This window comes from Bartonella sp. AP20NXHL, assembly GCF_042196165.1.
Classification (GTDB): Bacteria; Pseudomonadota; Alphaproteobacteria; order Rhizobiales; family Rhizobiaceae; genus Bartonella.
Window position 1 is genome coordinate 110290 of record NZ_JBHIPV010000002.1, and the last position, 12064, is coordinate 122353.

The window sequence follows — 12064 nt, forward strand, 5'->3', positions numbered from 1 at the left end:
ATAAAAATTTAGTTTACACAAAATGCAAGTTTACATAAGTTGTATAAAGCTGTCGAGCAGCACCTTTACCTTAAAGGAGAGAAAGTTTTATTTATAAATTTAAAAAAGTTACTTTTGAAAAGGATATTATGGGTAGTCTTAATATACATATTATTCCCGTTACGACATTCCAACAAAATTGCACTTTGCTTTTTGATAGTGAATGTAAAACGGGGGTTCTCGTTGATCCTGGTGGTGATTGGCCGCGGATTCAAGACGTAATCGAAAAGAAGGGTGTTATTGTTGAGGCTATTTGGGTAACACATGGTCATTTTGATCATGTAGGAGCAGCAATGCAAGCGAAAGAAGCGCTTAATGTAAAAATTATCGGTTCACATCGCGATGATAAGCCTGTGATGGATGCTGTGAGCGAAAGCGCAAAAAATTATGGCATCACTGATGCTTGCATCTGTATTCCTGACAAATGGTTAGAAGATGGTGAGTGTGTTCATTTTGCTGGACATGTGTTTAAGGTTTTTCACACCCCAGGACATTCCCCTGGTCATGTTATTTATTTCAATGAAAAAGAGCGCTTAGCCCTCTTGGGTGATGTTCTTTTTCGTGGTTCTATTGGACGTACGGACTTCCCCTTCTGTTCCTATGAAAAATTGATGCAATCTCTTCGAGAAAAAGTTTTACCCTTAGGCGATGATGTTTGTTTTATTTGTGGGCATGGTCCCAAAAGTAGCATAGGCTATGAGCGCCAAAATAATCCTTTTCTTCAAGATTTTAATATATGAGCAAACAAAAAAACGCTTTGAAGCGTTTTTTTGTGCCATTTAAGACTTTTTAGTAGGGCGGAACAGAAGTTAATTTATTGGGGCATAACAAACGTGTTCCAAACCATTACGGTCTCGGAAAGTTCCTGTTTTAGGGTTGAAAGAACGGTATTTTTTCTTGCAATAGTTAAGCCAATCAGACTCCCATGATTGTTGTACTGGCTCATATTCCACCGTTTGCGGAGCTTCATAAATTATCTGTTCTTGTGGAACCTGTTGATATACAATTTGATGCTGTGGTGCGGTTTGATAAACAACTTGTGGCTGTTCTGGTTTTTTTAAAATTTTGCCGAGAAGTGCACCTGCTGCAAGAGCAAGAATGCCTATTGCTAAAGCTTCTCCTGAGTTATTTATATTAATACTACTGTGTTTTGTCTTTTTGCGCTCGACATAATGATATGTCTTGTGTTCAACATGATGGTGTTGTTGTGCTCCCCATTTATGGCTAACATAATGACGCTTGTGGGGATTATCAAAAGAGCGATGTTCACTATGAGAAAAATGGGAGCTAAAATTGTGAGCTGGTAAACCAGCCTCCCTCCTCATATCATAGCTATGATACCATGCCATATCTGCAAGCGTTGGATTTAATGGCATCAAAACGGTTGCAGTAGACATTGCTGATAATACCGCTAATCTGAAGAGTTTTTTCATAATGATGCTCCTTGTGTAAATTCGTATTTTTCACATCCTACACGTTTCAAACTGAATAGAGCCTGAACAATTTTGGACTTTATTGTGACAAAAAAATAAAAATTCATTTAGTTAAAACATTGCCGGTACAGTAAAATAAAATCATGACAAAATTTTGATTTCAATTAATGTAATATTCTTAAGGTTAATTAAGCAGCTTGTATTGAGAGCAGCAGATTTTTTACTATTGGTTATAAATTCTTTATTGATGAGTACTTTTTTATTAATTGATACAATATGAATTAAACAATAGGTGTATGAATAAAAGTTATCGTTTTTTATTATAGGCTTATGGTGCTAAGATAAAATCTTATTTGTGTGATAGAATACAGTCCTGTTTGACTACTCTCTTGTGAGGTTAAATATTGAGTTCGATATCAGATTATAACTGTATAAGATAATATATTGCGGGAACTTTTTTTGATATATGGGAAACATTCTCTTTAATTTTTTTGTGCTCATTTAGGTTTTAGAAGTGTTTTTGGCATGTTTTGATAGTTTTAGGGATTTTTTTATAACGTGGTTTAACAAGAAAAATTGCTAAAGGGGGACATCAATAATAGCGCGTAAGCCCCCTAGAGGGCTATCATCCAATTGAATATTGCCTCCATGGCTACGTGCTATATCTTGAGCAATAGAAAGGCCGAGTCCTGCTCTACTCGCATCTTGATTTTGTGTTTTATCAAGTTTAAAGAATGGCTTAAAGACTTCTGTGCGCATATTTTTATGAATCCCATGTCCATCATCATCAATAGTTATGATGAAAGATTCTTGTTGGGATATGGCTGTTAGTTTGACAATATTAGCGTGACAAAATGCTTTTGATACAAGATTGCTGATGAGACGCGTGAAGGCATGTGGGCGTACTTGTATTTGTGTAGGGCTTTCAATGGTGTAGGAAAATTGACGTTTGTGAAGATGCGCATCGGTAGAGAATTTTTGCATAAGAGCATTTAAATCAAAAGTTTTAATACACTCACTTCCTTCACTACGGGCAAAAGCAAGGTCATTTTCTAACATATTTTGCATGTCGCTCACATCTTGCTCAAGCGGCTTAATATCAAAGTCAGTATTTGCTAACGCTAGTTGAAGTTTAAAACGGGTGAGAATGGTTCTTAAATCATGGCTTACACCCGAAAGCATTATGGTGCGTTGTTCGATATAGTTAGAAGATGGTGAGTGTGTGTATTTTGCTAGACATGAGTTTAGGGTTTTGCATACACTAGGGCATTCCCTTGGTCATGTTATTTATTTCAATGAAAAAGAGCGCTTAGCCCTCTTGGGTGATGTTCTCTTTTGTGGTTCTATTGGACGTACGGACTTCCCCTTCTGTTCCTATGAAAAATTGATACAATCTCTTCGAGAAAAAGTTTTACCCTTAGGCGATGATGTTTGTTTTATTTGTGGGCATGGTCCTAAAAGTAGCATAGGCTATGAGCGCCAAAATAATCCTTTTCTTCAAGATTTTAATATATGAGCAAACAAAAAAACGCTTTGAAGCGTTTTTTTGTGCCATTTAAGACTTTTTAGTAGGGCGGAACAGAAGTTAATTTATTGGGGCATAACAAACGTGTTCCAAACCATTACGGTCTCGGAAAGTTCCTGTTTTAGGGTTGAAAGAACGGTATTTTTTCTTACAATAGTTAAGCCAATCAGATTCCCATGATTGTTGTACTGGCTCATATTTCACCATTTGCGGAGCTTCATAAATTATCTGTTCTTGTGGAACCTGTTGATATACAATTTGATTTTGTGGTACTATTTGATAAACAACTTGTGGCTGTTCTGGTTTTTTTAAAACTGTACCAAGAATCGTACCTGTTGCAAGACCAAGAATACCCATTACTACAGCATCTCCTGAGTTTTCTATATGAACATTACGGTGTTTTGTTTTTTTGCGCTCGACGTAATGATACGTTTTGTTTTCAATATAATGATAATGGTGGTGGTGGTGATGATGGTGTTGTTGTTCCGTCTTACTATGTTTGGCTACAAACCTTTCATGTTCGGCTTTAAATCTTCTTTTGCCGTCTTCAAAACTCTTGTGGAAATCATCAACAAACTTTTGGAAATCATCAGAAAAAAAGCCACGTTTTCTATCATAACAATGGGAGCGAGAAAAACCGCAAGGCGGGATATCAGCTTTCTTCCTTATTTCCCTTATCGCATCATCTGTTTCTTTACGCATCTTCCTCATCATATCATCTATTTCTCTCGAGATAGAGTCACTACGATTCCATGCCATATTCGCAAGCGTTGCATTTAGCGGCATCAAAACGGTCACAGTTGACATTGCTGATAATACCGCTAACCTGATCACTTTTTTCATAATGATGCTCCTTGTGTAAATTCGTATTTTTCACATCCTACACGTTTCAAACTGAATAGAGCCTGAACAATTTTGGACTTTATTGTGACAAAAAAATAAAAATTCATTTAGTTAAATCTACCACGGAGACAGTACAATAAAATCATAACAGAATTTTGATTTCAATTAATGTACTCTGCTTGAGGTTAATTAATAAATTTGTATTGAGAGTACCCGATTTTTTACTATGGGATATAAAATCTTTATTTATTGGTACTTTTTTATTGTTTGGTACAATATGAATTGAACAATAGGTGTATGAATACAAAGTTATCATTTTTTATCATAGTCTTATGGTTCTATGAGAAAGTCTTATTTTACTTTATTTGTGTTATAGAACAGTGACCTATTTGAATATTTTTTTGTAAGGATCGATAATATTGAGTTAAATATCAGAGTATAACTGTATAAAATAATATATTTTGGAATTTTTTGTAAAATGTTCTTTCTTATGTTGTTTTAGACAAATTGGAGCACCCTTGATGTTGGAGGTTGTCTATTTTTCGAATAATGCTGTTTGCTTTTGAACCTTAGTCTTTTTTAGAAGAGCTGAAGATTATTTTATGCGGTTTGAAATTTCTTACTCCTTCATTGATTGCGTTTTTTTCGTTTTATTGTTGCTTGATTAGGGGTGTTTTTACGAGATTTTCCTTTTTGATTTTCCAAAATACCAGTGTCCATGGTTGGTCCCATGTGTGCAAGGTCTGGTTTGGAGAAAAGACTTTGTTGTAACACGGGCTCATGGGTGGATTGTTCGCTATGATGTGTTAAGGGATTTTCTGCGAGTTCTAGTTCTATCTTTTGTAATTGTTTGATTTCATCGCGAAGTCGCGCTGCTTCTTCAAAATTAAGGTCAGCAGCTGCTTCATGCATTAATTTTTCAAGGTGTTTAATATGAGATGCTAAATTGTTGCCAACTATTTTTTTTTTCTCGATAACATCAGGGATATTTGTACGAACATGGTTGTTTTCATCGCCTAAATTGAGAATATCTCCGATATTTTTTTTGATACTTTTCGGTGTGATATGGTGTTCTTCATTATAGGCTATTTGTTTTTGTCGACGTCTTTGTGTCTCCTGTAAGGCTCGTTCTATGGAACCAGTGATCGTATCTGCATAGAGGATAACACGGCCATCTACGTTACGTGCAGCACGTCCGATTGTTTGTATGAGGGAAGTTTCAGAGCGCAAAAAGCCCTCTTTATCGGCATCTAGAATGGCAACAAAACCACATTCTGGAATATCTAAGCCTTCTCGGAGCAAGTTGATACCGATGAGGACATCAAAGGTGCCAAGCCGAAGATCGCGTAGAATTTCAATGCGTTCTAGTGTATCAATGTCAGAATGCATGTAGCGTACACGAATGTCTTGTTCGTGGAGATATTCAGTTAAGTCCTCAGCCATACGCTTTGTGAGAACTGTCACCAATGTACGGTAGCCTTTTTGAATTGTTTTACGAATTTCATTCACAACATCATCGACTTGATTTTTGGCTGGACGAACCTCTGTTGGTGGGTCAACAAGCCCTGTTGGGCGAATAACTTGTTCCGCAAAAGTGCCGTGAGATTGTTCTATTTCCCAGCGTCCAGGTGTTGCGGAGACAGCAATCGTTTGTGGGCGCATAGCATCCCATTCTTCAAAGCGCAAAGGACGGTTATCCATACAAGAAGGGAGGCGAAAACCATATTCTGCTAGTGTTGCTTTTCTACGAAAGTCACCTCGGTACATGCCCCCAATTTGGGGAATGGTTACGTGGCTTTCATCGATAAAAACAAGAGCATTATTTGGAATGTATTCGAACAAGGTTGGTGGTGGTTCTCCGGGTTTTCGTCCTGTTAAATAACGTGAATAATTTTCTATTCCGGCGCATGAACCGGTGGTTTCTAACATTTCTAAATCAAAAATTGTACGTTGTTCTAAACGTTGTGCTTCTAAAAGACGTCCAGCTGCGTTCAACTCATCGAGGCGTTGAACGAGTTCCATTTTGATGGCTTTCATTGCTTGATTGAGTGTTGGTCGCGGTATTACATAGTGTGAATTGGCATAAATTTTAATCGATTGAAGATCGCCTGTTTTTTGTCCGGTGAGAGGATCGAATTCCGTAATTGTTTCCACTTCATCGCCAAAGAGCGAAATACGCCAAGCACGATCTTCGAGGTGGGCAGGGAAAATTTCGATTGTATCCCCTCGTACACGAAAGGAACCACGAATGAAATTGATATCTTGTCGATAATACTGTTGAGAGACTAAATCAGCCAAGAGTGTTCGTTGATTGAGTTTGTCCCCTTTTGCTATTTGGAAGGTCATGGCCGTATAGGTTTCTACGGAACCAATTCCGTAGATGCAGGAGACAGAGGCGACGATAATAACGTCATCACGCTCTAAGACGGCGCGTGTTGCAGCATGACGCATCCGGTCGATTTGTTCATTAATTGAGGATTCTTTTTCAATATAGGTATCAGAGCGTGCAACGTAGGCTTCTGGCTGATAATAGTCATAATAGGAAACAAAATATTCGACGGCATTATGGGGAAAAAAACTTTTAAATTCACCGTAAAGCTGCGCTGCTAGAGTTTTATTTGGTGCTAAGATTAAAGCTGGACGCTGTGTTTTTTCAATGATATTGGCCATTGTATAGGTTTTTCCTGAGCCGGTAACACCCAAAAGCACTTGTGTACGTTCATCTTTTTGAATTCCCTCAACCAGAGTTTTTATGGCTTGAGGTTGATCTCCCGCGGGTTTAAAAGATGTTTCGAGTTGAAATGGAATACCACCTTCAGACTTTTCAGGACGAACAGGGCGGTGAGGTGTCCATAACGCGCCATTCTTAAAAAGAGGATTACCTGAAGCAATGAGAGCAGAAAGAGCTTCTACTGTTGCAGTAACACCATTTTTCATTGTTGTATCCTTTGATAGAAAAGTGTTGGTGATTTTAAAGAAAATACTAATTTTACAAATTTATTACGACAACAGCAAAACGTTATTGAACAGATTTATTTTGGTTTATTAGAGCTTTCATTAGGATATTGATCAAGTTTTTTATGAGAAGAGTTCTTTGAAGTATTTCTTTGGAGGGGGTATATTTGTGGTTGTTCGTGGACACTATTGCATTTTTGCCATGATGATATTCAAGAGGGCATAAGTTATTATGGCTGTTATGGAGAATAATCGGTATGTTTGGGCACTAAAGACATTGTATATGTGTGATAAAGATCGTTTCCATCTTTAAATGAAAGATAACGAGATGACACCCAACCTATTTGAGTGTTATATCGGATATGGCACCAATTTCCTTCACAGTTTTTAACAAAAACCAATTCTCCAGCAGAGATTAAGCCGCAAAGCGCATACTGAGTGCTGGGACCTGTTCTAAAATTAAGATTTCTCGTAACAAAAGCATCTGCTGCCTCTGATATTGTTGTGGCTAAAAAGAAAGAGCCAAACATAAAAAAAATGACGATTTTTTTCATTTTTCTGTAAAGAATTTCTTTAGAGATTTTCTATCCTTCTCTCTTCATATCCCATATGATTTCTTTTACTAGATTATGATAAAACAGAAAAAAATACAATTCTTTCTTCTTTAGGACACTTTAAAGAGAATAGTGAAGTTTAACGTTTTAAACACCAAAATGAGATGTTTTAATCACTATTTGTGCATGTTTTGTTTCCTTTATTTATTTTTGTATGGAAAACAGCGATACTGTACTATATAATAAAAAAGATCGTAGTTTTCGGATTCCAAAAGTAATTTTGGAAGCCGTTTTTTGTATTTTTATTAAACCTTCCGTGTAATAGAAAGGGACGGATTATGGAAAAAGTTCCGATGACTACAGCTGGTTTTGAGAGTCTTAAAGAAGAGTTGCGTTGGCGTCAACAACAGGAGCGTCCGCGAATTATTGAAGCAATTTCTGAAGCGCGTGCGCATGGTGATTTATCCGAAAATGCTGAGTATCACGCAGCTAAAGAAGCGCAAAGTCATAATGAGGGGCGTATAAATGAGCTTGAAGATTATATCGCGCGAGCAGAAGTTATAGATGTCTCGCGTCTTTCAGGTGACAAAATAAAATTTGGCGCAACCATTAAACTCTTGGATGAGGACACTGAAGAAAAAAAAGTGTATCAGATCGTAGGAGATCAAGAAGCTGATGTAAAGGTTGGTAAAATCTCTATTTCTTCGCCTATCGCACGTGCACTTATTGGCAAGCAAGAAGGTGATGTGATTGAGGTGAATGCACCAGGTGGTGCGCATAATTATGAGATCATTAAGGTTCAGTACATCTAAATAACATATGGATTATTATGCGTGTATCTTTGGACGAAACTGAGGTTATTGCGCCTCACTTTAAAAGGCGTTTGTCGGGAGTAACATCTACGATTATTCAGCTTATTCCAATGCAACGCGAACAGGGTATGCGTATATCCACTTTGGGGTTTGGTTTACCACAAACTTTACCGGCTCTTGCCTTTAGGGACCTTTTCGGACTTTGGAAAAGTCCGAAAGGGAAGCCATTTCGTATTTGGCATGCACGACGCAATATTGAGATGCTTTGTGGGATCTTTTTACGCGATGTTTTGCGAATGAAGCTTAAACTCATCTTTACTTCGGCTTCACAACGTCATCATAAGCCTTTTACCAAATGGTTGATTCGCTGTATGGATAGGGTTATAGCTACCAGTACACGTACGGGCGCTTATCTAGAAGTGCCTCATAAGGTTATTATGCATGGGGTGGATGTGAGGCGTTTTACTCCACCACAGACTTTTGATGATTGCTTTTCTTCGACAGGATTTCCAGGAAAATATGCGGTAGGATGTTTTGGGCGTCTGCGCTACTCAAAGGGAACAGATTTATTTGTTGATGCCATGATAGCATTATTGCCTGATTACCCCGAATGGACAGCACTTATCGCTGGTCGTACGACAGAGCAATATTATCATTTTGAAAAAGAGTTACGCCAAAAGATTGCTAAAGCTGGTCTGGATGATCGCATTATTTTTCTTGGTGAGATTCTGGACATCCCTTTGTGGTATCGTCGTTTAACACTTTATGTTGCACCTTCTCGTACAGAAGGTTTCGGTTTAACGCCATTAGAAGCAATGGCATCACAGGTTGCGGTTGTAACGAGTGATGCAGGAGCTTATAAAGAATTGGTTGTAGAAGCGACAGGAACAGTTGTAAAAGCAGGAGATGGTTCGGCTTTAACCGCAGCAATTGAACCTTATTTTTCTGATGTGGAAAAAACATTGGCAGCCGGAAAGAAAGCTTTAACCCATGTTCGTACTCACTTTCCTTTGGAAAAAGAGGCAAGCAAGATTGAAAGTGTTTACAAAGAACTGTTTGCGGAAAAAACACTTTGATATGATATCAAAAATCTTCTTGAGGGATGATAAAAAGTGTTTTCCTTAAAGGTTTTTCATAGTCATCAAGAAAACAGCTCAATGATATAAATGTTATTTTACAAAATTTATATTGTCTTTAGTAGAACACTATAAAAAGTTCCCAAAATTTTGGATAAAAGATTAAAAATGTATATGCTTGAGAGCGATATGTAGTTTATGATAAAGCATACTAGGAGAGAGGAAAGCTACTTTTATTCATTGATATTTTAGAATAAGAAAATAATGCTTTAACTCAAGTCTGGGGATTTATGCACTATCTTATACGGTTTCGTACTGATATTGTTCGTTTTGTAAGACTTAAATAGATAGCAAAAAAAACGTTTTCTTGTCTTAAAAAGATAATGATGCTATCTCCATGGATAAAATAGTCGTACATATTTTCAATAAATTCATGATAAGATGGATTTAAGATCAATATATATATATGATTTTTATAGATAATTTACCTTTTCAATTTGAATAAGAGCTTTGAGTAGCGTAAGATTTTCTTATGTCAAATCTGTTGATATTAAATCAAGGAGAGCTATCCTCTAGCACATCACAATCGGAAGAAGGCATGTGGTGGATAAAAACTATTGAAGACAAGGTGTAAAGAGATTTCTTATAAATTGTCTGAAATGCAAGCTGTTACGACATTAACAGAAAAAAAATAATATGGTGGTACTAATTTATATCTTATTTTGTAGTACCGACTTGCACCTTATTATTATTTAAGTAAAAATGATGGTGACCATTTTATATCTTTCATGAAGGCTGTTGTGGAATGGGGGTGATGAGTACTGTGAGATGTTTTTTTATAAGCTTGTGAGTTCGTAATATAATAGCATTTTTTTCTATAAGGAGGTAACTCTATTAAAGAGAAAAAACACTTTTATCAGCAAATATTCATATTTTTTGCATGAGAGATTATTCGTAAAAAAGAATGTTCTATGCGTCCACTTTATTTGATAAAGAAGATCAATAAAGTGAAGTTTTATATGTTATGGCTTTGAAAATATTGGTATTTGATTGTTTTTGTTGAATTATTTTTATATCATTGATATGATGATTTGTATGGAAATTTTAGAAAATCTTCAGTGGATTGAGTAAGGGGTGAATATTATGATGCATACTGTTCACACCTTTTTATCTTGTAAATTTTTTATCATGGTAGAATAAAATACTCTCTGCATTAGAATTGTTCACGCCAGAAAGCGGGAATAAAAAGGACGAATATTGTTATGATTTCAAGGCGTCCAGCTAACATTAGAAAACTTAAAATCCATAAAGCATGGTCGTTGATTGTAGAGAAATTACCAGTGGGGCCAATAATATCTCCAAAGCCTGGACCAACATTTGAAAGTGCGGTTAAGACCCCCGTAAAGGCAGAGGTAAAGTCAAGACCGGTTGTAAGCAAAAGTGCAGTGCCGATAACAAGGCAAAACATATAAAGACAGACAAAAAACAAAACGGCTTGAGCAACATCATTTGATATATTTGAGTGATCGTAGCGCGCTTTTACAACGACATTAGGAGAAAGAAGTTTTTCTATATTTGTTTGTGTAATACGCCAAAGAATAATGAGGCGATTGATTTTCATGCCACCAGAAGTAGAACCAGCACATCCGCCTGTAAAAGAAACAATGAAGAAAATTCCAAGCGCAAACGGTCCCCAAAGTTGATAATCTTCAGCGCTATAACCTGTGGTGCTAATAATGGATGAAAGGTGAAAAATGACATCAAGGAAAATCAAGTGGAACGCGCGATGATCATAAAACCGTAGCCATGCCGCTAAAGCAAAGCTGAAAAGGAGAACGATATGGAGAAAAACAATCACTTGTGGGTCAAGGAAGCGTTTGGAGTGTCCAGGAAGGACTAATTTAACATAAAGTACGAAGGGTAAAGCAGAAAGCAACATGAAGATTGTTGAAATAATTAAGATGGCTGGTTTATCAGAAAAATAGCCAAAAGAAGCATCATGCGTTGAAAAACCAGCTGTTGCTACTGTACTCATTGCATGGTTAATGGCATCAAATAAATTCATGCCTGCAGCAAAATAAGAAAGCATACAAGCCAATGTTAACCCAACATAAGCGATGATAATTCCGTTAGCAATTTGGTTGATGCGAGGCAATATTTTTTCAGATTTATCAGATGATTCCATATGAAAAAGTCGCACGCCACCCACACGCAGTGAAGGCAAAATTAAGAGGGCTAAACCGATAAAACCAATGCCCCCAATCCAGCATATAAGAGAACGCCATAATAAAATACTTCGCGATAAATTATCAAGATCAGAAAGGACTGTGGAGCCTGTTGTTGTAATTCCAGAAACAGATTCAAAAATGGCTCCTGCTAGAGAAATGGGAAGAGGAGAAAGATAAAGAGGTAAGGCACCTACGATGCTTCCTGTAAGCCAAAGACAAACAGTGAGCATAAAGCCAAGCCGTGCTGAAAAGCGACAAGTAGCTCCCTTAGTTGCTAAAAGAATCAGCGTTGCTAACATGGTGGTTATGGCACAAGAATAGAGAAAGCTTATCCAATTACGATTGTTGTCGTGCAAATCCACAAAAATTGGCAAAAGCATTGCTCCTCCCATGATTAAGGCAAAACGTGCACAGACATTGATAATAAATTGAAAAATGATCGTTCCCTATCTTTGTATCTCTTTTTATTATGGTTTTGTGCTCATAAGAAGTTACATTTTTCTCTTTATAGGATAAGGATTAATTCTTAACATTAGCGTGCCTTGATGAATTAGTAATCAGACCTTTTCATAAAACTTGAAAAGAAGTATACATAACAT

At 36.8% G+C, this 12064-nt stretch carries 8 protein-coding genes and 2 pseudogenes; 4 read left to right on the forward strand and 6 right to left on the reverse strand.

Features of this window, described 5'->3' with window-relative positions; translation table 11 throughout:
* Window positions 1-128: 128 nt before the first annotated feature.
* A complete protein-coding gene (locus tag ACFILL_RS01695; protein ID WP_375643120.1) occupies window positions 129-779 on the forward strand; it encodes an MBL fold metallo-hydrolase in 651 nt (216 codons plus the stop codon).
* Between the two features lie 69 nt (window positions 780-848).
* On the opposite strand, the gene ACFILL_RS01700 is transcribed toward ACFILL_RS01695, so the two are convergent.
* Both ACFILL_RS01700 and ACFILL_RS01705 read right to left on the reverse strand, forming a co-directional pair.
* Complete coding sequence (locus ACFILL_RS01700) at window positions 849-1472, reverse strand: BA14K family protein (protein WP_375630826.1); 624 nt, start codon at window positions 1470-1472, stop codon at window positions 849-851.
* Window positions 1473-2051: 579 nt separating this feature from the next.
* Window positions 2052-2672: pseudogene (locus ACFILL_RS01705) on the reverse strand (sensor histidine kinase); the annotation flags it as partial.
* A 4-nt stretch (window positions 2673-2676) separates the two neighbouring features.
* Here ACFILL_RS01705 and ACFILL_RS01710 point away from each other — a divergent pair.
* Window positions 2677-2988: pseudogene (locus ACFILL_RS01710) on the forward strand (MBL fold metallo-hydrolase); the annotation flags it as partial.
* Window positions 2989-3057: 69 nt separating this feature from the next.
* Here ACFILL_RS01710 and ACFILL_RS01715 read toward each other — a convergent pair.
* From ACFILL_RS01715 to ACFILL_RS01725, 3 genes are all read right to left on the reverse strand, one after another.
* On the reverse strand, window positions 3058-3840 hold the full coding sequence (locus tag ACFILL_RS01715) for a BA14K family protein (protein WP_375643118.1): 783 nt from the start codon (window positions 3838-3840) through the stop codon (window positions 3058-3060).
* Window positions 3841-4467: 627 nt separating this feature from the next.
* The gene (gene uvrB / locus ACFILL_RS01720) at window positions 4468-6777 is read right to left on the reverse strand and encodes an excinuclease ABC subunit UvrB (RefSeq protein ID WP_375643117.1); all 2310 of its coding nucleotides are present in this window, start codon (window positions 6775-6777) and stop codon (window positions 4468-4470) included.
* Between the two features lie 257 nt (window positions 6778-7034).
* Entirely contained in the window at window positions 7035-7349 is a 315-nt protein-coding gene (locus tag ACFILL_RS01725) for an SH3 domain-containing protein (RefSeq protein WP_375630822.1), read from the reverse strand.
* 338 nt (window positions 7350-7687) lie between these two features.
* Between ACFILL_RS01725 and greA the strand changes: the two genes are divergently transcribed.
* Together greA and ACFILL_RS01735 are read left to right on the forward strand one after the other, a co-directional pair.
* The gene (gene greA / locus ACFILL_RS01730) at window positions 7688-8161 is read left to right on the forward strand and encodes a transcription elongation factor GreA (protein WP_007347010.1); all 474 of its coding nucleotides are present in this window, start codon (window positions 7688-7690) and stop codon (window positions 8159-8161) included.
* Between the two features lie 17 nt (window positions 8162-8178).
* Window positions 8179-9237, forward strand: a complete 1059-nt coding sequence (locus ACFILL_RS01735; RefSeq protein ID WP_273791220.1) for a glycosyltransferase family 4 protein — start codon at window positions 8179-8181, stop codon at window positions 9235-9237.
* A 1213-nt stretch (window positions 9238-10450) separates the two neighbouring features.
* On the opposite strand, the gene ACFILL_RS01740 is transcribed toward ACFILL_RS01735, so the two are convergent.
* Complete coding sequence (locus tag ACFILL_RS01740) at window positions 10451-11845, reverse strand: TrkH family potassium uptake protein (RefSeq protein WP_273791219.1); 1395 nt, start codon at window positions 11843-11845, stop codon at window positions 10451-10453.
* Between the last annotated feature and the right edge of the window lie 219 nt (window positions 11846-12064).

Coding starts and splice junctions, on each gene's coding strand:
- ACFILL_RS01695 (WP_375643120.1), top strand. CDS start 129: ATGGGTAGTCTTAATATACATATTATTCCCGTTACGACATTCCAACAA.
- ACFILL_RS01700 (WP_375630826.1), bottom strand. CDS start 1,472: ATGAAAAAACTCTTCAGATTAGCGGTATTATCAGCAATGTCTACTGCA.
- ACFILL_RS01715 (WP_375643118.1), bottom strand. CDS start 3,840: ATGAAAAAAGTGATCAGGTTAGCGGTATTATCAGCAATGTCAACTGTG.
- uvrB (WP_375643117.1), bottom strand. CDS start 6,777: ATGAAAAATGGTGTTACTGCAACAGTAGAAGCTCTTTCTGCTCTCATT.
- ACFILL_RS01725 (WP_375630822.1), bottom strand. CDS start 7,349: ATGAAAAAAATCGTCATTTTTTTTATGTTTGGCTCTTTCTTTTTAGCC.
- greA (WP_007347010.1), top strand. CDS start 7,688: ATGGAAAAAGTTCCGATGACTACAGCTGGTTTTGAGAGTCTTAAAGAA.
- ACFILL_RS01735 (WP_273791220.1), top strand. CDS start 8,179: ATGCGTGTATCTTTGGACGAAACTGAGGTTATTGCGCCTCACTTTAAA.
- ACFILL_RS01740 (WP_273791219.1), bottom strand. CDS start 11,845: ATGCTTTTGCCAATTTTTGTGGATTTGCACGACAACAATCGTAATTGG.